The sequence below is a fragment of the Roseixanthobacter finlandensis genome (assembly GCF_043195105.2).
Taxonomy (GTDB): domain Bacteria; phylum Pseudomonadota; class Alphaproteobacteria; order Rhizobiales; family Xanthobacteraceae; genus NCEH01.
On the sequence record NZ_CM195536.1, the window covers coordinates 3,726,912 to 3,751,952 of the forward strand.

The 25,041-nt window shown below is 65.6% G+C and carries 25 protein-coding genes; 12 read left to right on the forward strand and 13 right to left on the reverse strand.

Annotated features, from left to right (window positions below; all coding sequences use genetic code 11):
* Position 1 precedes the first annotated feature (1 nt).
* The 4 genes from V5G24_RS17665 to V5G24_RS17680 form a co-directional block, all read right to left on the reverse strand.
* Positions 2–1,960 (reverse strand): gluzincin family metallopeptidase, encoded by a 1,959-nt coding sequence (locus V5G24_RS17665; RefSeq protein ID WP_394080614.1) that lies wholly within the window; start codon positions 1,958–1,960, stop codon positions 2–4.
* Between the two features lie 156 nt (positions 1,961–2,116).
* Positions 2,117–3,238, reverse strand: a complete 1,122-nt coding sequence (locus tag V5G24_RS17670) for a patatin-like phospholipase family protein (RefSeq protein ID WP_394080612.1) — start codon at positions 3,236–3,238, stop codon at positions 2,117–2,119.
* 35 nt (positions 3,239–3,273) lie between these two features.
* A complete protein-coding gene (locus V5G24_RS17675; RefSeq protein ID WP_394080610.1) occupies positions 3,274–4,056 on the reverse strand; it encodes a hypothetical protein in 783 nt (260 codons plus the stop codon).
* Between the two features lie 64 nt (positions 4,057–4,120).
* Positions 4,121–5,854: a peptidoglycan-binding domain-containing protein gene (locus V5G24_RS17680; RefSeq protein WP_394080608.1), complete on the reverse strand. Its 1,734-nt coding sequence runs from the start codon at positions 5,852–5,854 to the stop codon at positions 4,121–4,123.
* A gap of 398 nt (positions 5,855–6,252) precedes the next feature.
* Between V5G24_RS17680 and V5G24_RS17685 the strand changes: the two genes are divergently transcribed.
* Entirely contained in the window at positions 6,253–6,375 is a 123-nt protein-coding gene (locus V5G24_RS17685) for a hypothetical protein (protein WP_394080606.1), read from the forward strand.
* Positions 6,376–6,408: 33 nt separating this feature from the next.
* Here the strand turns inward: V5G24_RS17685 and V5G24_RS17690 are convergent, their stop codons facing one another.
* On the reverse strand, positions 6,409–7,278 hold the full coding sequence (locus V5G24_RS17690; protein ID WP_394080604.1) for a LysR family transcriptional regulator: 870 nt from the start codon (positions 7,276–7,278) through the stop codon (positions 6,409–6,411).
* Between the two features lie 154 nt (positions 7,279–7,432).
* On the opposite strand from V5G24_RS17690, the gene V5G24_RS17695 reads away from it, so the two are divergent.
* The gene (locus V5G24_RS17695) at positions 7,433–8,509 is read left to right on the forward strand and encodes an NAD(P)H-dependent flavin oxidoreductase (RefSeq protein ID WP_394080602.1); all 1,077 of its coding nucleotides are present in this window, start codon (positions 7,433–7,435) and stop codon (positions 8,507–8,509) included.
* 77 nt (positions 8,510–8,586) lie between these two features.
* Here the strand turns inward: V5G24_RS17695 and V5G24_RS17700 are convergent, their stop codons facing one another.
* On the reverse strand, positions 8,587–9,600 hold the full coding sequence (locus V5G24_RS17700) for an alpha/beta fold hydrolase (protein ID WP_394080600.1): 1,014 nt from the start codon (positions 9,598–9,600) through the stop codon (positions 8,587–8,589).
* Between the two features lie 183 nt (positions 9,601–9,783).
* The gene (locus V5G24_RS17705; protein WP_394080598.1) at positions 9,784–10,317 is read right to left on the reverse strand and encodes a GlcG/HbpS family heme-binding protein; all 534 of its coding nucleotides are present in this window, start codon (positions 10,315–10,317) and stop codon (positions 9,784–9,786) included.
* A 178-nt stretch (positions 10,318–10,495) separates the two neighbouring features.
* Here V5G24_RS17705 and V5G24_RS17710 point away from each other — a divergent pair, with 178 nt between their 5' ends.
* A complete protein-coding gene (locus tag V5G24_RS17710) occupies positions 10,496–11,062 on the forward strand; it encodes a CGNR zinc finger domain-containing protein (protein ID WP_394080596.1) in 567 nt (188 codons plus the stop codon).
* A gap of 13 nt (positions 11,063–11,075) precedes the next feature.
* Here V5G24_RS17710 and V5G24_RS17715 read toward each other — a convergent pair whose 3' ends face one another.
* From V5G24_RS17715 to V5G24_RS17735, 5 genes are all read right to left on the reverse strand, one after another.
* Positions 11,076–11,783, reverse strand: a complete 708-nt coding sequence (locus tag V5G24_RS17715) for a DUF1223 domain-containing protein (RefSeq protein WP_394082058.1) — start codon at positions 11,781–11,783, stop codon at positions 11,076–11,078.
* Positions 11,784–11,996: 213 nt separating this feature from the next.
* Positions 11,997–12,704: a glutathione S-transferase family protein gene (locus V5G24_RS17720; protein ID WP_394080594.1), complete on the reverse strand. Its 708-nt coding sequence runs from the start codon at positions 12,702–12,704 to the stop codon at positions 11,997–11,999.
* 44 nt (positions 12,705–12,748) lie between these two features.
* On the reverse strand, positions 12,749–13,558 hold the full coding sequence (locus V5G24_RS17725; RefSeq protein ID WP_394080592.1) for an SDR family NAD(P)-dependent oxidoreductase: 810 nt from the start codon (positions 13,556–13,558) through the stop codon (positions 12,749–12,751).
* Positions 13,548–14,288, reverse strand: coding sequence for a glutathione S-transferase N-terminal domain-containing protein (locus tag V5G24_RS17730; protein ID WP_394080590.1), 741 nt, complete (start codon positions 14,286–14,288; stop codon positions 13,548–13,550). Before V5G24_RS17730 ends, V5G24_RS17725 begins: the two co-directional genes overlap by 11 nt.
* Entirely contained in the window at positions 14,285–14,983 is a 699-nt protein-coding gene (locus V5G24_RS17735; RefSeq protein WP_394080588.1) for a peroxiredoxin-like family protein, read from the reverse strand. The genes V5G24_RS17730 and V5G24_RS17735 overlap by 4 nt, the downstream gene beginning before the upstream one ends.
* 213 nt (positions 14,984–15,196) lie before the next feature.
* Between V5G24_RS17735 and V5G24_RS17740 the strand changes: the two genes are divergently transcribed.
* The 4 genes from V5G24_RS17740 to V5G24_RS17755 all read left to right on the forward strand — a co-directional run bounded on the left by V5G24_RS17740 (position 15,197) and on the right by V5G24_RS17755 (position 18,810).
* On the forward strand, positions 15,197–16,102 hold the full coding sequence (locus V5G24_RS17740; protein WP_394080586.1) for a LysR family transcriptional regulator: 906 nt from the start codon (positions 15,197–15,199) through the stop codon (positions 16,100–16,102).
* A gap of 130 nt (positions 16,103–16,232) precedes the next feature.
* The gene (locus V5G24_RS17745; RefSeq protein ID WP_394080584.1) at positions 16,233–16,799 is read left to right on the forward strand and encodes a carboxymuconolactone decarboxylase family protein; all 567 of its coding nucleotides are present in this window, start codon (positions 16,233–16,235) and stop codon (positions 16,797–16,799) included.
* Between the two features lie 75 nt (positions 16,800–16,874).
* Positions 16,875–17,513, forward strand: coding sequence for a pyridoxamine 5'-phosphate oxidase family protein (locus tag V5G24_RS17750; protein ID WP_394080582.1), 639 nt, complete (start codon positions 16,875–16,877; stop codon positions 17,511–17,513).
* Between the two features lie 289 nt (positions 17,514–17,802).
* Positions 17,803–18,810: an ABC transporter substrate-binding protein gene (locus tag V5G24_RS17755; RefSeq protein WP_394080580.1), complete on the forward strand. Its 1,008-nt coding sequence runs from the start codon at positions 17,803–17,805 to the stop codon at positions 18,808–18,810.
* 61 nt (positions 18,811–18,871) lie between these two features.
* On the opposite strand, the gene V5G24_RS17760 is transcribed toward V5G24_RS17755, so the two are convergent.
* Complete coding sequence (locus V5G24_RS17760) at positions 18,872–19,702, reverse strand: IclR family transcriptional regulator (RefSeq protein ID WP_394080578.1); 831 nt, start codon at positions 19,700–19,702, stop codon at positions 18,872–18,874.
* 166 nt (positions 19,703–19,868) lie between these two features.
* On the opposite strand from V5G24_RS17760, the gene V5G24_RS17765 reads away from it, so the two are divergent.
* The 5 genes from V5G24_RS17765 (at position 19,869) to V5G24_RS17785 (ending at position 25,038) form a co-directional block, all read left to right on the forward strand.
* Complete coding sequence (locus V5G24_RS17765) at positions 19,869–21,020, forward strand: acyl-CoA dehydrogenase family protein (protein ID WP_394080576.1); 1,152 nt, start codon at positions 19,869–19,871, stop codon at positions 21,018–21,020.
* 8 nt (positions 21,021–21,028) lie between these two features.
* Positions 21,029–22,147, forward strand: coding sequence for an acyl-CoA dehydrogenase family protein (locus tag V5G24_RS17770; RefSeq protein WP_394080574.1), 1,119 nt, complete (start codon positions 21,029–21,031; stop codon positions 22,145–22,147).
* A 14-nt stretch (positions 22,148–22,161) separates the two neighbouring features.
* A complete protein-coding gene (locus V5G24_RS17775; RefSeq protein WP_394080572.1) occupies positions 22,162–23,385 on the forward strand; it encodes a CaiB/BaiF CoA transferase family protein in 1,224 nt (407 codons plus the stop codon).
* Positions 23,382–24,158 (forward strand): enoyl-CoA hydratase/isomerase family protein, encoded by a 777-nt coding sequence (locus V5G24_RS17780; RefSeq protein WP_394080570.1) that lies wholly within the window; start codon positions 23,382–23,384, stop codon positions 24,156–24,158. The genes V5G24_RS17775 and V5G24_RS17780 overlap by 4 nt, the downstream gene beginning before the upstream one ends.
* Positions 24,159–24,231: 73 nt before the next feature.
* Complete coding sequence (locus V5G24_RS17785; RefSeq protein ID WP_394080568.1) at positions 24,232–25,038, forward strand: ABC transporter ATP-binding protein; 807 nt, start codon at positions 24,232–24,234, stop codon at positions 25,036–25,038.
* Positions 25,039–25,041: the final 3 nt, after the last annotated feature.

Consider the following 25,041-nt stretch of genomic DNA (forward strand, 5'->3'; position numbering starts at 1 on the left):
GCTAGACCCCCCGATGAAGCATGGCGAACGGCTCTTCGAGAAAGGCGCCGCTGCCATAGGTGGCGCCCAGCAGCCCGCCGCGCCGGTGGGCGGCGAGGAAAGCGCGATGGGCGGCCAGCCGTGCCTCGTCGTCGATCCGCTTTCGGATGACATACCGAAGCTTCTTGCTGCGCAGATCGAAGATCATGGTGGCGCCGCCGCGGAAGATGAAATCGCCGGGAAGGTAGGGCTTACGCCCCAGATCCTGGTCTTTCTGAACAACCGGATCGAAAAAGCCACGGCGCTCCTGCGTCACCTCGATGATCAACTGGCGGATGTCCTGGCCATCGGGACCTGCGCGGCGGGTCGTGCGCACCTGCTGGATTTCCGCCGGCGGCAGCTTGCGGATCAGCCTGCCGCTCTTATCGCAATTGAACAGAATGGACTTCAACGGCCCCTTTTCCGGCATCAGATCTTCGCGAAAAATGACACCGCAGGCCTTTTGCCAGCATAGATCCTTGCTGTCCTCGCCTTTACCTTCGGTTTCACCGTCGTCGTCGTCATAATCATCCTTGCCTTGATCCTCGCTTTGGAAAAACCACTTCTCGACCGCTTCCACATTCTCCGCCGCGCGCTGCGCCGCGCCCACCCGATCGAAGACCGGGTCGAGCTGAAGTCCGGGAATCGCATCGAGCTTCAGGACGTCCTCGGGCCGCTCCCACAACAGGCTGTCCACGGCCAGCGAGAGGCAGTTTTCCGGCACGATGCCGCGGCTGCGGAACGCTTCCACCATAGCGAGGCGATAGCCGAAGGGATCGTCAGGTACGAGGTCGGCATCGGCGGTGACGAGGGCGCGGAGAAACTCGCCGAAGCGCACATCCACCGGGGGCAGATAATCCAGCGCGCGGATGCACATGCGCAGCACATGGTCGGCCGCCTTCACCGCCTCGCGCGTCAGCCGGGCCGTCAGGTCCGGGTGCAGTTCGCGGCGCGCGCCCTTGTCGATGCTGATATTGGCAATCCGCAACAGGTCCGCCGTACGGCGGCGATAAATGGTGAGAAACGCGTCGAACACCGCCGACACGAGCACCGCGCCGCGCGCGTGCGGCTCGGTGATGCGATCGAGCGCGGTCGGGTCCGGCGTGCCGCCCATGTCCACGTCGATCGCCTCGCGCAGTGCGCCCGGACGGCCGATCGCGGCGCCGAACTGCCGCGCGAGCCCGCTCATCAAGGTGCGCTCGTCGAGATTGCCGCCATGGACGGAAATCGCGTCATGGACCGCTTCGCTGAGGGTGAAATGGGACATCAGCGCGACGATGTCGGCGAATGCCTCATGGAACGCGAGGCTGTCCTCGCTGGTCGGCTCGATATAATGACGGTGCATCCCATCGACGATGGCATGGGTGGTTTCGTGCGCAATCACATCATGGGACAGGGCGGTGAATACCCAGCTTGCCCCGGCATGCAAGGTCGAACTCTTGAAATAACCGAACAGCAGCGCCTTCTGAGTCGGGCTGTAATAGGCATTTGCTTCCCGCAGCGCATGCGGATAAACACGCAGCCGGTCAACACGCTCGAAAATCCCGGTTTCGGGATTACGGCGCGGCGACCAGAAAACTGTGCGACCCAGCGCCCGCTCGAAGGCCTTGATGGTTTTCATGGCCACGGCGAACACCATCTGCTGGTGAAACCTTGGATCGCCTTCCGACGGCGCGAGCCCGTCCTGCGCCAGAAGAAACGAGTTATTCAAATCGACCGGCTCATAGAATTGCTCGCTGACCGGATCAAAATCGACCACTTCAAGATAGGTATTGACCGGGCCGGGCTCCAGATATTCGCCGAGCTCATCCTCCGCTTCCCACGGCAGGGAAATGATCGCGACATTGACTCGCGCCGTCTCCACGCGGGTCGAGGCTTGCGGATCGAAGGCGTAGACGCGCAGCCGCCGCAAAGCTGGAATCGGATAGGTGGCGCGTGTCATAGGCCCATCTCGGCGACCCGTCCTGCTTGATGTTCCGTGCGTGTTACTCGTTCAAAACATACACGCATTTGGTGCGCTGCCGAGTCTATTTTACGGAACGGAAGGTCCGCGCCGCGACGTGCGAAGATCCGCGGAAGATCTACCTGCGCCCGCGGGTTAGGCGAGCGGATATTGCGGCATGGGCAGGGCGGCCGGCGCGGGGGCACCGGTCGTAACGAAGGAGCGCAAGGCCACGTCCATCATCAGCCAACCCCAATTGATCAGGCGCCCCTGCTCCTGCTCTGAGAATGGGTTGAGGCGCGTGCGCAGGCGCGCCAGGGTCGCGGTCAGGACCGGGTCGGCCCGCAAAATCTGCGCCGCCGGATAGGCGGCGGGCGTGCCGTCGATGCCGCAAAACGCCACCGCGCGATGCTCGGCCTCGCAGCGGGCGAACAGCAGGCGCTTGCGCAGGCCGCGGGCCTGGTCCGTGGCGATATCGAGCGCGCGCATGAGTTGCGCCGCCCAGAGCGTGTTCGCCGCTGCCTCCAGCCCGAACGGCGCCCCGGCATCGCTCACGATGACCGGGTTGAACTCGTCGATCGTCTCCAGGCCGAGATTATCGTAGGCGCCGCCGTCGGTGAGATTCAGCGTCTTGCCATAGGCCAGATCACCATGATGGACCGCCCCGGGAAGCGCCTCCCACGCCTGCGGATCGACGATGATCTCGACCGGCGAGAGGACGGGCGGAAACGCGCTCGAAGCGGCCACCGCCACCGCCAGCCGGATGGTGGGATTGGCGATCTGGCCGATGGTATAGTCGGCAAGCCGCAGCTTCTGCATGCGCACGAGGCGTCCGGTCTGCAAATTCGTGGCGTTGAACACGAATTGCGGCAGATCCGGCAAGTCTTGCAAGGTGATGCCGCCGAACATCTCGTCATAGCTGTCCGCCAGAACATCGCCGACCGACTTGCCCGGCAGCAGCGCGCCCCATCCGAGCGCCATGGTATCTATGGAGCGGCGGCAAAAGCTGCGCAACGGGGCGATGACTTCGCGGTCCAGATTGATGAACACACCGTCCTTCACCTCCAGGCGCGGCCAGGCCGCCGCCAGCATGCCATTGGCGATGGCGCCACCGGAAACGCTGGAGATTCGGGTGATGCGGGTAAGCACGCCGAGTTCATTGAGGCGCATGAGCGCGCCGCAATGAAACAGAACCGCGCGAAATCCCCCGCCCGACAAAGCCAGCGCGGGCGTCGCCCGATCCAGGCTCTGCGCCGCCGTGCCCGCGCGGTTCGTCATGATGCGTTCCCCGCTTTGAAAATCCCCGCCACGGATCACACCGTGCAGACGAAATCGATGATCGCGCGGCCCCCGAAGCGGCCCGTATAGATGGTCTGCGAAACCGGCACCGGTGGCGCGTCGGCATCTTCCGCCGGCAGCATGTAGCTGAGCGAAACGCGATAGACGCGCGCGCCGGCCTCCACCGTGCGGCCGCCATACATGGGCACGCGCGCGGGATCGGCGAAGAACAGGCTTCTCAGGCGCTGCCATAGGGATCGCCGGTCGCCGATCACCCCCACCAGGGCCGGCGCGGCGCTCACGGCCAAGGCTGGATCGGCGAGCGTGTCGAAATGCACCGTCACCTCCCCGACCGCCCGCTTGCGGACGATCCGCACCGACACCCTGGCCTTGTCCTCCGGCGGCTTGCGCGCCGCCTCCGGCTCGACCGGCGGGCGCAGGCCCAGCGCCTTGAACACTTCATAGACCGCCGCGCTGCCGCCAGCGAGCACCAGCGCCGACAGGAGCCGGGACACCCCGTCACCTGCGCCCACGCCGCCGGAAAGCACCACGATCTGCTGGAAGATGTCGTAATTGAACGTCACCACCACGGCATAGCCGACCACTGCCATCACCAGGGTCTTGACCGCGCGGCCGTTAAAGAATTCGCGGTAAAGGCGCCAGTTGAAAATGGCGGCGAGGGCGGATTCCATCAAGGTGGCGACGACAAACAGGCCGACCAGCTTGGTGCCCAAGGTCGGAAGTACATCCGGCACGGCGCCCTGCGCGAACGCGGGTTGCGCGCCGGACACGAGCGCGGCGCCCAAGATGGCGCCCAAGATCAGGATGCTTGCGATGCCGTTCGATATAGTTTTGCCCGGCCACCTCATGACGCTCCCCCGCTCAAACCGTGAACCCGCTCATCACGCCGCTCGCCTTCAGTTTCGCCACGCCGGCATCCACGGTGTCGATACGCGAGGCGTAGTCGCGCCGGCCGATGTCCTTCAGCCGCTCCTCCGGGTTTCCCGATGCCAGGGCGGCGCTCATCTCGCGATAGGTGCCGCGCCCCTGGTGCAACATGTCGGCAATCCAAAGCGCGCAGACCCAGTCATTTCCGGTAAAACCTTTTATCTCTTTCTTTGCGAGCGCGATATTTTTCTTGCACTGATCGACGAACACGCCGATCTGGATCTCCTTGGTCGTGGGATCGAGGCGCAGCCAGTTGATCAGGCGCGCCGACGCCGAGAGCTCCGCCGCATCGATCTGGGTCGCGGAGGGATTGAGATAGGCCATGAGATGGACGAGCTGCACATCCGTCTTGCCGTTCGGCCGCACCACCGACACTTCTTCTTCAAGATCCTTGAAGCCGTTGCCGGTATCGAGATGAACACGGGCCTTTCCAGCGTTGTTCTGGCGCAACGACAATTCCGGAAAATGCTTCGCGGCATCGGAAAGCGCCAGCAGTCGGCGCAAATAGAGGATGAAGTTCTTGCCCGGGGTGTGAGCCGCGAATTGCGGCGCACCGAAGGTGAACGCGGCCCGGTCATACGTATTCAATGTCGCGAAGCGGGCGCCGCCCTCGGCGGATAGCGTCGGCTCGATGAAATGGGCCCATTGGCCGAAGCCGGGAAAGTCATCCGCCGCAAATGTCCCGAACTGTTTTGTATCGCGGATCGCGGTCTTGCCCTGAAACAGGCCCAGCCGCCACATATCGTCGGTATAATCATCGATCGATGCGAAATTGAACGTGAATCCCGAAGCGGTGGTCGCCTTGAACGTCGTGCCGATCTGGGCAATGCCCACGACGCCGTCGAACGCCGCGGGCGGCACGGGCAGCGGGACAGTGTCCGGCCCGCGCGGAGATTGGGCCTGCCTGAAGGCGCGATCGTCCGACGCTTCGGGTGCGATCGGATAGGAAAGGCCAAGCGCCTTTGCCGTATTGGGGCCGACCACACCGTCGACTTCCAGCCCCTTCATCACCTGAAACGACAGCACGGCCGTGCTCGTCAGCGGGCCGAATTCGCCGTCGATCGGCCCCGGATCCACGCCATTACGGGCCAAAGCACGCTGCACCGCGACCACCGCCCCGCCCTTGAAAAGGGGACGGCGAAGCCAGAAATAGCCGGCGGGCAGGGTTGTCGCCGCCGGGGTGGCGACCGCCTTCGGCAGGTGGTCGCCGGCCAGATATTCGACGCCGGGAAGCAGCCAGCCGATACCCCAGGGGCGCATGGTGGCCTTGCCGAAGATGCCGACGCCATCGGCGGCGCCGCGCGCTTCCAGCGTATGATCATTGTCGCCCATCGCGAACGCCACATGGCCGATCTTGCCCGGCCCCGGTGCGCGAATGAGGGCCGCGCCGGGAATCTTCAGGGCATCCAGCCAGGAAATGGCGGTGCCGGATTTGCGCGCCTCCGAATACCAGTATCCGGAATAGGGATCGGCCTTGGATAAATCCCGGGTCGATCCACCGCCGAAGATCTGCCCATAGGCCTGATACGCGCACCAGGATGTAAATTCCGCGCAATCCCAGGGGCCGGCCCAATTTGGATTATTGAGGGGAACGTGCGCGCCCCAGACATATTCCTGGCCGACGCGGGTCTTGCCGATATCGATTACATCCTGGCCAAGCTTTACCATCTGCGCCCCCGGATTCAACTTTCAGAACCTTGGCTCAGTGTCGAAAGTCCGCGCCTGGCGAAGGAAAATATCCGCCTGGCGGCAGCGGTCGCGCCCCAAGCCCCGCCTCGAAAGAAAGCACAACCTTTGGTTATGATAAATGAAAATTTCTGCCCAATTTTCCGTTCCGGGGTTTATTTCTTTTTGACGGCTTAATATCTATAGATTCCCGAGCGCATGGGCAGCACACTCCTTATACGATTGAATTCGTTTTTATTTCTATTGCGCTCGAATCGAACAGGCACTGAGGGATGAGCCCTCACAAAACATTTATCTATAGTTGTATATATTGCGGAAACGCACCACACTGAGAACAGCTTCGGGCTCGGCCGGCTCATCCTCAGACGGCGGGCAAGGATGTGGCCGCCATTCCGAAATATTGGGACTTTGAGGACCAGGATATCGACGCGCCGCAGCCGCAGCGCACGGACCTGGAACGGATTCCCGGCAGCGGCTTCATCGACGTCGTCATCACCCCATAGGGGTGCAGGCGCGCCCCCTGAATTTGCCGCGCTTCACCCAAATGCCGCAAGGAAGGTGTCACAGGCCGCGGATTGGAAGCCGCGCCGGCGAATAAAGACCGTCTCCGTCCCGGCCAGGGTCTGGCAGGCCACGCCCGGCACGCTGGGGTGGAGATCGAGCACGGAGCGCGGAACCACGCCGAAACAGCCGCCGGCCGCGATGCAGGCGAGGATCGCGTGATAGGAGCGCAGATCCAGCGGCCGAAGCGCGTGCTCCCGCGCGCCGGATCGGGCGAGCCAGGTCTCAACCACCCGGCGATAGGTGCACCCCGCCTCCAGCGCCGCGAGCCGCTTCACCTCCAGGTCATCCGCCGTGCGCACGGGCGGGTGGCTGGCGGGAAGCACCAGCATCAGCTCTTCCTCGAACACCGCTCGGCTTTCCAGGTCCGGGATAAGGAAGGGGTCGTAGCCCTCCTCCCCCGGCAGGCGCGCCACCAGGGCGCAGTCGAGCTCATGCCCGAGCACATCCGCCATGAGGGCGCGGCTGGTGCCGGTCTTCAGTTCAAGATCCACGTCCGGCCATGCGCGATGGAAGGCGGCGAGCGGGGCCGGCAGGCGGCTTGCCGCCGTGCTCTCCATGGCGCCGATCCGCAGCCGACCCGTGGGAAGACCGGGGTGCAGGGCGCCGCGCGCCTCGGCGCCGAGCGAGAGGATGCGGCGCGCGAAAACCAGATAGGTCCGGCCCTCGGCGGTCAGGTCCATGCGCTTGCCCTCGCGCAGGAACAAGGCGACGCCGAGATCCTCTTCAAGCTGCCGCAAACGGGTGGTGACATTGGACGGCACGCGGCCAAGGCGCTCCGCCGCGCGGGTCACGCTGCGCGTCTCGGCCACGGACAGGAAAATTTCAAGGGTCGAGAAATCCAAGGCTGCCGCCCGCTTGAACTGATTTTGAGAATGATTTATGAATTATATTCTCATTTGAAGAACGTTCCGTCAACGCGATACCCTCAGCCCCACGATCTGATTGCGGACCCGGCGCCGCCCGCACCGCTCCGCCAGCCCTCAAGAGGCAAATGCCATGACTCAATGGCCCGACCGCCGCATCCTCGACCTTTTCGGCATCGACATCCCGATCCTGCTCGCGCCCATGGCCGGCCCCGGCTCCCCCGAGCTGGCTGTCGCGGTGGGCACGGCGGGAGGCCTCGCCTCCCTGCCCTGCGCCCTCCTCACCCCGGACCAGCTGCGCGCCAATCTCGACGCGATGCGTCCCGGCCTTGCGGGGCGCCCGCTCAACCTGAACTTCTTTTGCCACACCCCGCCGCAGCCGGACCCCCAGGGCGCGCTGCGCTGGCGGGCGCGCCTTGCGCCTTATTATCTGGAACGCGGCCTTGATCCCGAGGTACCGATTCCCGCCGGTGGCCGCGCACCGTTCGATGACGCCTTCTGCTCCATCGTCGAGGCCGAGCGGCCCAAGGTGGTGAGCTTCCATTTCGGCCTGCCCGAAGCCGATCTGCTGGCGCGCGTGAAGGCCACCGGCGCGAAGGTCATCTCCTCCGCCACCTGCGTCGCCGAGGCGGTCTGGCTGGAACAGCACGGATGCGACGCCATCATCGCCATGGGGCTGGAGGCCGGGGGCCATCGCGGGCATTTCTTGAGCGACGACCTGACCCGCCAATCCGGCACCTTCGCCTTGGTGCCGCAGGTGGTGGACGCGGTTTCCGTGCCCGTGATCGCCGCCGGCGCCATCGCCGACGCGCGCGGCATCCTCGCGGCCCTGGCGCTGGGCGCGTCGGCGGTGCAGATCGGCACGGCCTATCTGTTCAGCCCCGAGGCAAACGTGTCGGCGCTGCATCGCGCGGCGCTGGACGCCGCCGACGATCAGAGCACCGCCCTGACCAACCTGTTCACCGGCCGGCCCGCGCGCGGCGTCATGAACAGGATCATGCGGGAAATCGGCCCACTCAGCCCCGATGCGCCAAGCTTTCCGCTGGCCGGCGGCGCGCTCGCGCCGCTGCGCGCGGAGGCCGAGGCGGAAGGGTCGGACGCATTCTCCAATCTGTGGTCCGGCCAGGCCGCGCGCCTCGCCCGGCACCTGCCGGCGGGCGAGCTCACCCGCCGGCTTGCGGCGGAGACCCTGGAAAAGCTCACACGCTGAAGCCGCCACGGGATCGCGCAATCCCGTGGCCCGTCATAACGCGCACGGCCACGCATCGGCCGTGCGGCAGACCCTGTTCAGCGCGCCTTGGGCAGCCGACCGAGGAAGTCGAGGGTCGTCGCGGCGATCTCCTCGCCATAGGTTTCCAGCGCGAAATGGCCCGCATCATAAAGATGCACTTCCGCCTTCGGCAGGATGCTCTTGAAGTATTCGACGCCCTTCATGGTGAAATAGGGATCGTTCTTTCCCCAGACGATCAGCACCGGCGGCTGCGCGGCTTTCAGGAACGCGCCCCAGGCCGGGTATGATGCGACATTGTTCTGATAATCAGTGAAATACTGAAGCTGGATGTCCACATTGCCAGGACGATCCAAACCCGCCTGATCTGACGTCCAGGCGTCCGGCGACAGGCGCTCGGGCCGGGTCGTGCCGTGGGTGTATTCGAACTTGACGCCGTCCGGCGTCAGCAGATCGCGGATCGGCTTTTCGGTCTCGGCCGAGCGGCTCTTCCAGAACGGCGCGAGCTGGGCGACCACATCGGGATTCCAGCCTTCCGCATTGGCGACCGCGTTCTGGATGATCAGCCCGCGCAGGCGGTCCGGGTGCTTGACTGCGAGGCGGATGCCCACCGGGCCGCCGTAATCCTGCACGAACAGGACGTAGGATTGCGCCCCCACTGCGACCGTAAACTTGTCGATGAGATCGGCCACCGCCGCGAACGTGTAAGGGAACACGCCAGTACCCAGCGCCGGGGCAGCGCTATAGCCGAAGCCCGGATAGTCGGGCGCGATCACGCGATACTTAGCGGAAAGCGTGGGAATGAGGTCGCGATACATGTGCGACGAAGAGGGAAAGCCATGCAACAGCAGAAGAACCGGCGCATCCTTCGGCCCGGACTCGCGATAGAAAATCTCGAGCCCGTCAATGGTCACCGTGTTGGACAGGACCGGCTGTCCCGCCTCGGCACGGGCGGCCGTCGGCGCGGCGGCGGCAGGCAAAATCGACATGGCGTTGAGCAAGGTGGAGGCGAGCAGGCCACCGCGCCAGAAGCGAGCGAGGGCCGACGAATGGGAAAGGCGGATAGACGGCATGGGAAAGGTCCGTAACTGTTTATTTACGGTTTTAACGGTGTCGCATAAATTGAAACCTGTCAATTATGTTTTTAACAGTTACATCTTTTTTCCGAATGGCGACGCGCGGACATGCGAGAGCGCGCCCGGCGGATTTCCCCGAGCGCGCAAAGGCTCAACCCGCTGAGGGGTGCGACGCGCCGTTCAGTGCGGCAGGCGATCCTTGATCTTGGCGAGGCCGGCGGCCGCGCAGGCTTCGTCCTTTTCGCCCCCCGGCGCGCCGCCGACGCCAATCGCCGCCACGCTCTCCCCATTGGCCATCACGGCCACGCCACCCGCCAGCAAAAGGATATTCGGCAGGCTCGCGAACGCATTGGCATTGGGATTGCCGCGCATTTTCTCGACGAACGCCCCGAGCGTTTCGAACTTGAAGATCGGCCCGAGCGTCGCCACCGTGTAAGCCTTGCGAAAGCTGGTATCCTTCGTGTGCACGGTGCTGTGATCACCCTTGGCGAAGGCGAGTGTTTCACCCGAGGCGTCGACCAATGCGGCCGAGACATCGTAGCCGCTGGCCTCGCAGGCGCGCACGGCCTCTCCCACCGCTTCCAGGGCCAGCGTTAGCGGCACGCGATAGCCGCTCAAATGGACCTGGGCCGTGGCCGGCGAAAGGCTTGCAAAGCCGCACATCAGTGTCAGGGCGCGCACGGCGAAACGCCGGGCCCGAAGGGTCTTCAACATGAAAATCTCCGCGAAAATGAGAGCGACCGGATCCGCGCACGGCACCCGGCGAAGCTTAGATGCCACAGGGGACCGAGCCGGAACGCCATAGGGCGCTTGCGCGAAACCACTTTGCGACTAAATTAATGGTTACAAACGACAGACGTAACCTGTCAAGGCATTTAGAAGGGTTTCTTCGGTGAACGAAATCGAGTCCGGCGATCTGCGGGACGGCATGCCCTTTCTGGGCGGGCGGCTTTGGATTGACTTCGTCAATTCCGCACCCGCCGCTTTCGGCGATTTTCTCGCGACGGAGGAGGGCTGGGCGCGGTGGCGCAGGGCAGCGGGCTTAAGCGCGGATGGCCCGGCGGAATGCGCGCGCGCCTTTCGCGCCCATCTCGGCGCACTGTTTGAAGCCATGCTGGCGCAAAAGGCGCCGCCGGCGGAAGCCCTCGCCGCCGTCAATCGCGAACTGGCGGAGATCGCCTCCCACCGCCAGCTTGAACAGGTCGACGGGGCCCTCAGGATCCGCGACACCCCCGGCGGTCCGATCGGGCCGCTCGGGACCATTGCCCTCGACTTCGCCGATTTCGTCGGCGCGTTCGAGCCCCATCGCATGCGCCATTGCAGCGGGCCGGAATGCACGTTGGTATTTTATGACACCGCCCGCAATGCCACGCGCCGGTGGTGTTCCATGGCGCTGTGCGGCAACCGCCACAAGGTGCGCAATCACCGGGCGCGCCAATCCGGCCTGCGTTGCGACTGAAGCAAACGGGCGGTTATTTTTCCCCCCGCTCGTTCGTCGCGGCGGCAAGGATGGGGCCACCATTGCGCTCCTGAACCAGCACGGCGGAATTCAGGCCTGCATCCGGATCCGGCAGGGGAAAGCTCGCGGCGCGGCCCTCCCAAGCGCCGAGACGCACCAGCTCCTGGACCACATGGGCATGGGCCAGCGTGTGCCCGCCATTCTCGCCGCGCCGAACCGGCACTTCGCGCGTAAGCGGATCATAAAGCACCAGCCAGACGTCCGCCCCGTCGCCACGCACCTGCCCTGGCCCGATGACAGCCCGCCCACCGCGCAAGGTGAGCGACGGCGCGCCGCTCGGCCGCCGCATACGGGCAATCAGGGCATTCACCTCCGCAAGGTCATAGCCCACCGTGCTCGCCTGTCCGTTGATCACCATCTGGGGGGTGAACGGGCCGGGCTGGCCGAGCTTCGGCTCATAGATTTCCTGGCGGCGGGTGAATTGCGGTTTGCCGAACACATCCTTCCAGCCGAGATAGTCCCAATAGGTCACGCTGAAACTCAGCGCGAGGACATCGGGGCGGCGGGTCAGTTCAATCAGGTTGGCATTGGCTGGCGGGCAGGAAGAACAGCCCTGGCTGGTGAACAGCTCGACGACCACCGGCTGCTCCGCGGCGCGTGCGACAACCGGCACGGCGGCCGTCGCGAAGGTGAGCAGGAGACCGGTGGAGAAGAGGAAAATCGGCTTCACGGGGCACCCTCTGCGGATCGCCTCCGCCGACGGCGGAGAACGGACGTCCGAGAGGATTTCGCCGCAGCGGCGGGCATCGTTACCCGCTCTCACGCCTTTGTGTCGGCGGCGGCGCGCGGCAAGAAGCGCGGTAGCGAGGAGCGCGGCGGGAAAGAAGCCTGATCTTTCCGCCGCTCTCCTTGAGCGCCGCTGGCCGAACAACGCTCAGGCGGGCGTGGCCGGATAATTCTGCGGGTACAGGGCGCGCAGGGCGACTTCGTCCATCTCCTGCTTGAACGTCAAGGTGCTGCCCACCGCGCGCGCCCGCGCCGCCGCCGGACGTGCCTCCACCATCTCGAACCAGCGCTTGAGATGGGGGAAGGCGCCGAGGGGATCCTCGTCCACGCCCAGCGCGAACGAGGCCCGGGTCAGCCAACCCCAGGCCGACATGTCCACGATGCTGATCTCGTCGCCCACAAAGAACGTCCGCCCGGACGCGAGGCGCTCGTCCAGCAGGCGGTAATGGCGCTCCACTTCGCGGCGATAGCGGTTGATCGCATAGGGCAGCTTTTCCGGCGCGGCGCGCTGGAAATGCACCGACTGGCCGGAATAGGGACCGACCCCCGTCGCGACGAACATAAGCCAGGACAACAGGTCGCCACGGTCATGCGGGCGGCCGAGGAAGCGGTCGGTCTTCTGCGCGAGATAAAGCAGGATCGCGGTGGAATCGAACACCGCCGTCGGCCCGCCCACTCCATCGGTATCGACGATCGCCGGCAGCTTGGCGTTGGGGTTGATGGCGCGGAAGGCGGGAAGGTGCTGCTCGCCCTTGCGGGTGTCCACCGGGACCACCTCATAAGCGAGCCCGGCTTCCTCGAGGAACAGCGCCACCTTGTAGGGATTGGGCGTGGGGTGGAAATAGAATTTGATCATCTAGGCTCCGTGGGCGGGGGAGGAAACAGGAAACGCATACGCCTTCAGAAGGCGCGATGGGTGGAAACCGCAGCTTCCAGATCCGCCTTGATGGTGCGGAAACGCTCGTCGACCGCTTCCGGCTCCTCGCGGTTCTTGGTCATCATGGCAAGGCGCGCCGCACCGCCGCGGATCACTTCGCGGGCATTGGTCTCCAGCCCCTCGATCAGCCCATCGGCCACCGCTTCAGGGGTTTCGCGCACGAAGCCGAGATCCGGGCCGGCCTTGTTGGTGGCCAGCATCGGGGTATCGGTGGCGGTGGGATAGAGCGTCATCACATGCACGCCCTCGCCGAGCAGCTCGCGGCGCAGCGCCTCGCCGAACCGGCCGAGCCCCGCCTTGGCGGCGGCATAGGTGCCATAGAACGGCCCGCCCACCAGTCCGAAGCCGGAAGACACATTGACGATGGCGGCATCCCCGCTCGCCCGCAGCAAGGGCAGCGCGGCGCGCGACAGCAGGATCGGCGCCAGAAGATTGAGGTCGATCATGGCCTCGATCTCCGCTTCCGGGATCTGCTCCAGACGCCCGGCGCGCACGTTGCCGGCATTGTTCACGAGAATGTCGAGCCGGCCGCCGAACGCGGCGGAGGCGGCGGCGATCAGGGCTGCCCGGTCGGCGGCAACCGTCACGTCGCAGACCTGAACCTGCGCCGAGCCGCCGGCCGCGCGCACCAGAGCCGCGGTTTCCTCAAGCGGCGCAACGCGCCGTCCGGCAAGCAGCAGGCGCGCGCCCTTGCGGGCAAAGGCAAGCGCGGCCGCGCGACCGATGCCGCTGCCCGCGCCGGTGAGCAAGACTGTCTTTTCCTCAAGCTTCATTGTTCTTCTCCTTGGATAGGGGCGCCGAACTCGCGGCGATGCTTGCGGCGGTCTGCCCGAACAGGAGGCTCTTGCCGGCCTCGGTCACGGCCGGACGGCTCGAAAACGGCACGCCCTTCGCATAGGCAGCCACCGTCGCCGGGCGCGCCGCGACGTCCGCGAACCAGCGCTTCAGATGGGGAAAGGCATCGAGGTCCTGCTGCTGGCGGCGCCAGGGCACGACCCAGGGATAGATCGCCATGTCGGCGATGGAATACTCCGCCCCGGCAACGAACGGCACGAGCGCCAGGCGGCGGTCGAGCACGCCATAGAGGCGGTTGGTTTCCTTGACGTAGCGCTCCATCGCATAGGCGATGCGCTCGGGTGCATATTGCACGAAATGATGGTTCTGCCCGGCCATAGGGCCGAGCCCGCCGACCTGCCAGAACAGCCATTCCAGCACCGTCTTGCGGCCGCGCACGTCCGAGGGCAGGAAGCGCCCGGCCTTCTCGGCGAGATAGAGCAGGATGGCGCCGGATTCGAACACGCTGATGGGCTCCCCGCCGTCGGCGGGGTCGGCATCGGTGATCGCCGGCATGCGGTTGTTCGGGGAGATGGCGAGAAAATCCGGCTTGAACTGATCGCCGGCGCTGATGTCGATGGGATGGATGACGTAATCGAGCCCCAATTCCTCCAGCAGCATCGTCACCTTGTGGCCGTTGGGGGTGGGCCAGTAGAACAGGTCGATCATGCGCGTTCTCCCTGCGCGGCACCGGGCCGTGGCGTCGGCGCCCGTTCGTCGCTGAGATCCTTCAGCACGTTCAATATTTCCTCGGGATCGAGGCGATTGCGGTAATCGGCATCCACATAGGACATCAGCACCCGCCCGTCGGGGGCGACCACGAAGGTGCCGGGAACAGGCAGGCGCCAGCGGGTCTCGCCATTGATCTGCGGCAGCTCGATGCCGTTGCGCGCATAGGCTTCGCGCAATTGCGGCGGCAGCTCGAACACCAGCCCATAGGCGGCGGCGACCACATTGCCGACATCGCTCAGCACCGGAAAGGCGAGGCCGCCCGCGGCAACCGTATCCTTTGAGCGGTCGGGCAATTGCGGCGATATGGCGAGCAATTCCCCGCCAAGATCGCGGATGCGCGGCAGCGCCTGCTGATAGGCGCGCAGCTGGAGATTGCAGTAGGGGCACCATCCGCCCCGGTAGAAGGTGACGACGACTGGCCCCTTCGCGAGCATATCGGCGAACCGGACATTATCCCCTTGCGCATCCGGCAAGGTGAAATCCGGTGCCGCCTGGCCGGCGCTCAGCGCCACGTCGAGCAGCCCCGAGCGGCGCAGGTCCTCGATCGCTCCCTCATAGAGCGAGACCCGGTCGCGCGGCGCCTCGCGCTCGAAGGCGGCCCGGCGGGCGGCAAGATCCTGGAGCAGGCTCACGCGACGCCCTCCCCAGCGACCGGCGCCTGTCTGAAAGTCGCAAGGGCCGGCGCCGTGGTTGCGCGGCGGGAGCGCCACGCATTGAGTTGCAGGTGTAAGGACATGGGGCGGTTCCATCACAGCGGTCGATTCTTATTTGATCTCATCCTTCGATTTTAAAAATCCCGCTGGATCGCATATGATTCATTCGTCAGAGGAATGAATGGTGCGGCCTTGGATCGATTTGCCTCCCTCAGCCTGTTCGTGCGAGTGGTTGAAACCGGCAGCTTTTCAGCCGCTTCGCGTGCGGCCGGCATCTCCCAGCCCACGGCGAGCAAGCAGATCGTGGAGCTCGAGCGCCACCTCGGCGCCCGCCTGCTCCAGCGCACCACGCGCAAGCTCAGCCTCACCGAAGCCGGGACGCGCTTCTACGATCATGCCAAGCGGCTGCTGGCGGATCTGGCGGAGGCCGAATCCAGCGTCTCGCGCCTCCAGGGCGCGGCGGTCGGCACCTTGCGGGTGGGCGCGCCAGTGGCTTTCGGGCGCCTGCACATCATGCCCGAGCTGCCGGATTTCCTGCGCCAATATCCCGGCCTCGCGGTGGACCTTTCGCTCAACGACAGGTTCGTCGACCTGATCGAGGAACGGGTGGACGTGGCGATCCGCATCGGCCGCCTGTCCGATATGAGCCTGATCGTGCGGCACCTCGGCGAAAGCCGGCGCGTGCTTGCCGCAAGCCCGGCCTATCTCGCCGCACGCGGGGAACCGCGCACGCTCGACGATCTGCTCAACCACGATTGCATCGTCTATCGCTATCTCGCCACCGGAAACGAATGGCCCTTCACCGGCCCCGCCGGACCGGTCTCGGTGCGCGTCAACGGCAGCTTTTCCACCAATAGTTCCGAGGCCGTCCGCGCCGCCGTGCTCTCCGGCATGGGCATCGCGATGGCGCCGTTCTGGATGGTCGGCGACGCGCTTGCGAGCGGTGCGCTCAAGGCCATCCTCACCGAATATTTGGCGCCGGCAACCGACATCAGCGCGCTCTATCCGCCCACACCGCACCTCGCCCCCAAGGTACGGGTGTTCATCGATTTCCTGCGCAGGGCCCTGCGGCGCAGCGCGGCCCAATGGACCGCCTGAGAGGCCGGCCCATCATTCCGCGCACAGGAACAATCAATTGCAAAATTGCGGGATTATCGTTTTATTCGGACAGGATCATCTTCCGTCCATGGATGCCGGTGACCGGCGCCCCCAACAGGAGGATGATCCCATGTCTCACGTTTCCGCTTCCCGCATTCCGACCCCCGCGACCATCGAGGACGCCCCCGCCGCCGCCCAGCCGCTGCTGAATGCCGTGAAGACCCAGCTCGGCAGCGTGCCGAACCTGTTCCGCCTCGTGGCCAACAGCCCCGCCGCGCTGGAAGGCTATCTCGGGCTCAATGCCGCCCTCGGCAAGGGGCGGCTGCCGGCGGCGACACGCGAGCGCATCGCCATCGCCATCGCCGAGATCAACGGCTGCGATTATTGCCTCTCGGCCCACACCTATCTCGGCCATGCGCTCGCCAAGCTGGATGCGGCCGAGATCGCCGCCAACCGCGACGGCACCTCGAACGATCCGAAAGCCGATGCGGCGGTGCGCTTCGCCGCCAGCGTCGCGCGCCAGCGCGGCCATGTGGAGGCGCGCGAAGTCGCGGCGGTGAAGGCGGCCGGCTATGACGACGGCCAGGTGATCGAGATCGTGCTTCACGTCGCCCTCAACACCTGGACCAATTACATCAACGAAGTCGCCAAGACCGAGATCGACTTCCCGCTGGTCACCACGCGCAAGGCGGCCTGAACTCGCTCCCCACCTTCCGCCGGCCACACAACCGGCTGGCGGAAGGCGGGCGACGGCCACGCACAGGAGGTACCGATGACCTCACCCTTATCCGTTCCGAGCGACATCGCCTTCTCCCCGGCGGTGAAGGCGATCCAGGCCCGAAAGGGCTCGCGCGCCGGCTATCGCCGCATGGAGGAGACCGGCGGTTGGCGCGACGTCATCACGCCCGATCTCGCCGCCTTCCTCGCGGCGCAGACGAGCGTGTTCCTCGCCACCGCCAGCGCCGCCGGCCAGCCCTATATCCAGCACCGGGGCGGCCCGCCCGGTTTTCTGCGGGTGCTGGATGCGCACACGATCGCGTTTGCCGATTTCAAGGGCAACCGGCAATACATCACGCTCGGAAACCTCAGCGAGAACCCGGCCGCGCACATCTTCCTGATGGATTACGCGAACCGCCGGCGCATCAAGATGTGGGGCACGGCGCGCGCGGTGGAGGATGATCCGGCCCTGCTGGAGGCCCTGCGCGTCGAGGGCTACAAGGGCGCTCCGGAACAAGCGCTGGTGTTCACGCTCAAGGCCTGGGACATGAACTGCCCGCAGCATATTCCCCAGCGCTTCGAGGCCGCCGATGTCGCCGCCGCGCTGGAGGCGCGCGACCGGCGCATCACCGAACTGGAAGCGCAGCTGGCGCGTCTTGGCGAGACCCCCACTCCGGACACGACGCAGGCGTAGACCGCGCCGCCCCTATCCGCGCCGCCGACCTGCGGTGCGGGCGGGTGGAGAAGGCAGGTGGCGCGCGCATGAAGCGCACGGCGCCCCCGCGAGGCCACGCCCGTACCGCATCGCAATGGTTCAACACATCCGTGATATTCTCTTCCAAGCACGCGATGCGCGTTGCATGACCCGCGTGCCGGATGATTTGATCCGCCCGGTGTTTGCGCCACGGTCGTCCGCCTGGGCCGGCCGGAAGAAGCGGAAAGTATCCGCCACGCCTGCGCGCCGGAAACTCAAGGGAGAGAACATGATTACGAACGCCCCCAAAAGGGCCATTGCCTGCTTTGTCGCGGCCTTCTGCATCGCCTTTTCAACCGCGCCGCGCGCGGAAACCTCCACTGTGCGGCTCGGGCTGCAATATGGCCTCGTCTATCTCCCCATCGTGGTGGCGGCTCAGGAAAAGCTCTTCGACACGCAGGCCAAGGCGCTGGGGCTTCCCGGCCTTGAGGTGACGCTGCACCGCTTTTCCGGGTCCGCAGCCATGAACGATGCCCTGTTCTCCAACAGCGTGGATTTCGGCGCCTTAGGCACCGCCGGCGCCCTCATCGCCTGGGAAAAATCCCGCGGGCGCCAACAGGTCAAAAGTCTTGGCGGACTTTCCATCGTCGCCTTAACGCTTTTCACCAATCGGGCGGACATCAAATCCTTCAAGGACTTCACGCCGGACGCCAAAATCGCGGTGCCGGCCTTCAACTCGCCCCAGGCGATCCTGCTGCGCGTCGCCGCCCAGCGCGACCTTGGCGACAAGAGCAAAGCGGACGCGCTCATGGCGAGCCTGCCGCATCCCGACGCGACGGCAGCCCTGCTCGCCGGGCAGGCCATCGGCGGCTATTTTGCCACCCCGCCCTTCTCCCAGATCCTGGCGCGCGACCCCAAGATCCACAAGATCCTGGTTTCCGCCGACCTGTTCGGCGGCAAGGAGGCCACCGCCGCCACGCTCGCCGGCATGCAATCCTTCGTCGATGCCAATCCCAAGGCGACCCAGGCGCTGCTCGCGGGGCTGGACGAAGCCTGCAAGCTGATCCGCGCCGACCCGAAGAAGGCAGCGGAAATCTACCTGAAATCGGAGTCCGTCCAGCTCGCCCAGGCGGAAGCGGAAAAGATCATCACCGACGGCTCGATCATCTACCAGACCGAGCCGCAGGGCGTGATGAGCTATGCGAAATACATGGTCGACCAGGGGATGATGAAGAAGATGCCGGAGAAATGGCAGGATGTCTTCTTCCCCTATATCGCCGAAAGAAAGGGCGACTGAACACCACGGCGGACGCCGCGCGGACAGAAAGAGGGCGCCTTCGGGCGCCCTCTTGATGCGTTCAATCCGAGACCAGATAGCGTTCGATGGTATCGCGCAGGAGCGCGATAATCTCATGCTCGCGCCGCTCGATGTCCTCCAGCACGCCGGACACCGCGATCACCATGGGGCGGTTGCGGCACTCGATGCCATCGGGCAGCGGCATGGCGAGCGCGCCAGCGCCGGGCGAGACCAGGGCGCGGGACAAGAAATAGCCGACGCGCCGCGCTTCGTGCACATGGCCGAGCGCGGCGCGATAATCGATGCGCGGCCGATCGCTCGGTGCTTCCGCGTTGGTACGGGCGACAAGGGCGCGGACCTCCTCGTCCGGCGCGCGCATTAGCAAAGCAAAGCCGGTGCCGGACCACGCCACCAGGCGGCGCGAGCCCTGGGGCACGTGGTAGCGGATCGGCGTCGTCGCCTGCACCACGTGAATATATTGAGAATAAATGCCGTTGCGCACGGCGAGGATGATGGTGTCGCGGCTTTCCCGCGAGACTTCCTCCATCAGGCGCAGCAGACGCCCGTTATGGACCGGCCCCTCGTTCAGCCAAGTGCCCAGCAGCGCCACGCGGGCGGTGGGCAGGAAGGTGCGGCGCACCCGGTCATAATCGAGATAGCCGAGCTGGGCCAAGCTCTTGAGCAGCGCCGACGTGGACGATTGGGGAAACTGGAGGTGCGCCGCAATCTCGGTGACGCGCGCGTCACGCTGGATCTCGTCGAAATATTCCAGGATCCGCAGCACCCGTTCGGCGGATTTCACCACCGGGCTGTCCGCCATGTCGCCGACCGCCGCAACCGAGCGAACCCCATCGTCTTCTTCGAAGATCTTTGATTTTGCAGGCTTCCGCATGGTCGCTCCCTTACGCGCCGGCCAGTTGATCACATATCTGATGATTTTTCCATATATGTGTAAAGCACTTGCCGCCGGCCCCACGCGGATGCTTTTCTGCCCGCAACAACACCGCACCCCGCAACGCCACCGGGGAAAAGCAGAGTGACCAGGGAGCGCCGCCCATATGCAAAGCTTTCGATTCGGCTTCGACCATCTTCCGGCGGAAGCCGAGCTGATCCGGCAGGATGTTCGCGCCTTTCTGCAAGCAGAGCGCGACGCCGGCCTGTTCGTTCCGCATCGCTGTTCCTGGAGCACGTTCGACCCGGCCTTTTCCAGGCGCGCGGCGGCCGCCGGATTTGTCGGTGTCACCTTGCCGAAAGCCTATGGCGGGCAGGAGCGCTCAAGCCTCGTGCGCTTCGTCGTCACGGAAGAGATGCTGGCCGCCGGCGCCCCTTGCGGCGCCCATTGGATCGCGGATCGGCAATCCGCCCCGCAGATCCTGCGCCATGGCACCGAATACGCGAAAAATCTCATCGTGCCGCGCATCTGCGCCGGTGAATGCTATTTCGGCATCGGCATGAGCGAGCCGGATTCCGGCTCCGATCTTGCCGCCGTGCGCACCCGCGCCACCCGCACCGAGGGCGGCTTCGTGCTGAACGGCTCGAAGATCTGGACCACCAACGCCCACCGCGCCCACTATCTCCTCGCCCTCGTGCGCACCGGCGATGCCGGCCCGGACCGCCACGGCGGACTGACCCAGTTCATCATCGACATGGCGGCCCCCGGCATCGTGGTGCGGCCGATCTATGATCTCTCGGGCAATCACGAATTCAACGAAGTCTTCTTCACCGATCATCTGGTGCCCGACACGCTCATGGTGGGCGAGGAGGGTCAGGGCTGGGACATGGTCACCCAGGAACTCGCCTTCGAACGCTCCGGGCCGGACCGCTTCATGTCCGATTACCGCCTGCTGGTGGAATTGGTGGACCGTATCGGCCAAGAGCCCGACCGCCAGCAGGCGGTGGAAACCGGGCGCCTCGTCGCCCATATGGCCGCGCTCATGAACATGTCGGCCTCCGTCGCGGCCCTGCTCGGCCGCAACGAAATGCCGAACGTGGAAGCAGCCCTGGTGAAGGATGTCGGCACCGCCTTCGAGCGCGACATTCCTGAAGTGGCCCGCCGCCTGATGCCGGTGGAATCCAGCCTCGACGCGCAGGACGATCCGTTCGCCGAGACCCTCGCGGACGTGATGCTGCGGGCTCCCTCCTTCACGCTGCGCGGCGGCACGCGGGAAATCCTGCGCAGCGTCACCGCGCGCGGCCTCGGACTGCGCTGAGACATCCCATGCTCGATATCCACACCGCCCCCGCCGCGTCCGAAGAGGACGATTTCGCCGCCATCCTGCTGGAGCAGACCGACCGTCTGCTGGCCCATCACGTCACGCCCGCCGCCCTGAAGGCGGCGGACGAAGGCGTCTTTCCGCACGCCGCCTGGGAGGCGGTGAGCGAAGCCGGGCTGCCCCTCGCTTTGGTGCCGGAAGACGCCGGCGGCGCCGGGCTTTCCGCCGTCACCGCCGGCCAGATCATCCGCCGCTCGGCCTATCACGCTTTGCCCGCGCCGCTCGCCGAAACGCTGGTTGCTCAAGCGCTCTGGACCCGCGCCGGCGGGGACGCGGTGGACGGTATCGTCACGCTCGCCACCGGCGCGGGCCTTGCGCTTTCGTCCACGGCACAAGGCGCCATGCTCAGCGGAACGCTGGCCTCCGTCCCCTGGGGCGCGCACGCAAGCTTCATCCTGCTGATCGCCCATGACAGCGACGGCGGCGCCTTTCTGGTCCTGCTACCCCGCGCCGACCGTCCCGTCCGCGCCCGGCGGAACGTGGCGAACGAGCCGCGCGACAGCCTCACGCTCGAAGATGTGGCGGTGAGCGCTGACAGCATCCGCCCCCTGCCCGCGACGCTGGCGAATGTGGACGGGCTGATGGTGTTCGGCGCCTTCATGCGCGCCCAGCAGATGGTCGGCGCAATGGAGCGCTGCCTCGATCTCGCACTGACTTATGCCAATGAGCGCAAGCAGTTCGGCAAACCCATCGGCCGCTTCCAGGCGGTGCAGCACATGCTGGCGGAAGCCGCCGGCCAGTGCGCGGCGGCGGGCGCGGCGGCGCAATTGGCGGCCTCCGCCTGGGGCGGCGCGCATTTCCCCTTCGCGGTGGCGGTGGCGAAGGCGAGGTGCGGGGAAGCCGCCGGCAAGGTGGCGGAAATCTGCCACCAGGTGCACGGCGCCATGGGCTTCACCCACGAACATCCGCTGCATTTCTTCACGCGCCGCCTGTGGGCCTGGCGCGATGAATTCGGCCGCGAAGCCCATTGGCAGGAACGCATCGGCCGCGCGGTGTGCGGCCAGGGCGGGGATGCCCTGTGGCCCATGCTGGTGGCCCTGCGCCCGTCCGGCGCGCAGGATTGAGGAGAGCAAGTCTCGTGTCTTCATTTGAGAAAAGCGGCCCGCTCGCCGGCGTGCGCATCATCGATCTGACCAACGTCATCATGGGGCCCTTCGCCACCCATATCCTCGCCGATCTCGGCGCGGACGTGGTGAAGGTGGAATCCCCGGAAGGCGACACCTTCCGCAGCTACAAACCCTCGCGCACGCCCGGGATGGCGGGGAATTTCCTGCACCTCAACCGCAACAAGCGCTCGCTCGTCCTCGACCTAAAGCGGCCCGAGGCGCGGCACGCGCTCGGCCGGCTGATCGCGGGGGCGGACGTGTTCGTCCATTCCATGCGGCCGAAGGCCATCGCCCGCCTCGGCTATGAATATTCGGCGGTAAAGGCGCTCAACCCCAACATCGTCTATTGCGGCGCCTATGGGTTCAGCGCCAAGGGCCGCTATGCCGACAAGGCGGCCTATGACGATCTGATCCAGGCCGGCTCCGGCCTCTCGGCTCTCCAGGCGGCGATGCACGGCACGCCGGGTTATCTGCCCACCGTGCTGTGCGACAAGATCGCCGGCCAGGCCATCGCCTCGTCCATCATGGCGGCCCTGCTCCAGCGTGCGAACGGCGGCGGCGGGCAGGCGATCGAGGTGCCCATGTTCGAGACCATGGTGGAATTCAACCTGGTGGAGCACATGGTGGGCGCGGCCTTCGAGCCGCCGCTCGGCCCGCCCGGCTTCAACCGGGTGATCTCCCCGCGCCGCAAGCCCTACGCCACCAGCGACGGCTATGCCTGCATCCTGCCCTATTCCGATCGCAACTGGCGCGACTTCTTCGACTTCACCGGCCGCACCGAGTTCAAGGACGATCCGCGCTTCGCCACCCTGGGCGAGCGGGTGCAGAATATCGACGTGCTCTATGCCGCCGTGGAGCAGGAAGCGGTGCGCTTCACCACAGCGGAATGGGAAGCCTTCTGCGACCGCGTTTCCATCCCCTGCATGCCGGTGAACGGGCTCGATGATTTGCTGGAGGATTCCTATCTCCAGGAGGTGGGCTTCTTCACCATCGAGGAGCATCCGAGCGAGGGCGCTTATCGCTCCATGCGCCAGCCGGTATCGTTCAGCGCGGCGCCGTTCCGCATCCGCCACCATGCCCCCCGCCTCGGCGAGAACGGCGCGGAAATCCTCGCGGAAGCCGGCCTCACGGACACGGAAATCCGCGCCCTGACCACACCCGCCGATGCCCCCGAGGAAATGGAGCGGATGTCGTGAGCGACCATCTTAAATTCACCGTCTGCGACGGCGTCGGGACGATCCTGCTGAACCGCCCGGAGCGGATGAACGCCTTCACCTTCGACATGATCGCCGCCTGGACCGACGCGCTCCAGCAGTGCCGCAAGGACCCGGCCGTGAAGGTGGTGCTGGTGACCGGCGCCGGCAGCGCTTTTTGCTCCGGCGGCGATATCGTGGAAATGGGCGACCGGCTCCAGCAGGAACCGGCGCAGCGCAAGGACGAATTGTTCGAGAAGATCCAGCGCATTCCCCTCACCCTGGAGGACCTGGACAAGCCGGTAATCGCGGCTGTGAACGGGGTTGCCACCGGGGCGGGCATGGACCTCGCCCTCATGTGCGACCTGCGCTATGCGGCGAAAAGCGCGCGCTTCGCGGAAACCTATGTGAAGGTCGGCCTCGTGCCCGGCGCCGGCGGCGCGCATTTCCTGCCCCGCCTGGTCGGGACCGCGAAAGCGCTGGAACTGTTCTTCACCGGCGATTTCATCGACGCGGAGGAAGCGATGCGCATCGGCATCGTCAACAAGGTGTTCGACGACGCGATGCTGGTGAGCGAGGTGGAGAAGATCGCCCGCCGCATCGCCCGCGCCCCGCAACTGACCCTGCGCATGATCAAGCGCGCGGTCTACCAGGGCATGCGCAACGATCTGCGCACCAATCTCGATATGATTTCCTCCCATTATGCGGTGATCACCTCCACCGACGATCATAAGAAGGCGGTGGAAAGCTTCATCGCCGCCAAAGCCAAGGCCTGATCCGCGCCGGCCCGCAAGCCGCCTTTCCAAGACATTGAAAAGCAATAAGAAGATCGACCCTCAGGGGAGCCAGATGAAACACATGCCCACGCCGCAATATCCCGACGCCAAGGTCAAGCCGCTGCTCGAAGTGGATGGCGTGACGCTGCAATACAAGACCCGCGACCATCTGGTGACGGCGACGTCCGAGGTGAGCTTCGAGATCTTCCCAGGCGACCGTTTCGTGCTGCTCGGGCCGTCGGGTTGCGGAAAATCCACTTTGCTGAAGGCCATCGCCGGCTTCATCCGCCCCACCCAGGGCGCGATCCTCCTGAAGGGCCACGAGGTCACGCGCCCGGGCCCGGACCGCATGATGGTGTTCCAGGAATTCGACCAGCTCATGCCGTGGAAGACGGTGCGGCAGAACGTGGCGTTTCCGCTGCGCGCCAACGGCATGTCGGCGGGCGAGGCCGATGCCCGCGCCGTGGACGTGCTGGAAAAGGTAAATCTCACCAAGTTCGTGGATGCCTATCCCCACATGCTCTCGGGCGGCATGAAGCAGCGCGTGGCCATCGCCCGCGCCATGGGCATGCGGCCCGACATGCTGCTGATGGACGAGCCCTATGCCGCGCTCGACGCCCTGACCCGCCGCAAGATGCAGCAGGAATTGCTGGATCTGTGGGACGACATTCGCTTCACCGTGGTGTTCGTCACCCATTCCATCGAGGAGGCGGTGTTGATCGGCAACCGCATCCTGGTGCTCTCGCCCCATCCCGGACAGGTGAAGGCGGAGCTGAACTCCCATCATTTCGACGCCAGCCACCAGGGCGGCGCCGAGTTCCAGACCCTCTGCGGGCGCATCCACACCATGCTGTTCGACGAGACCCAGCCGGCCCACTGAGCC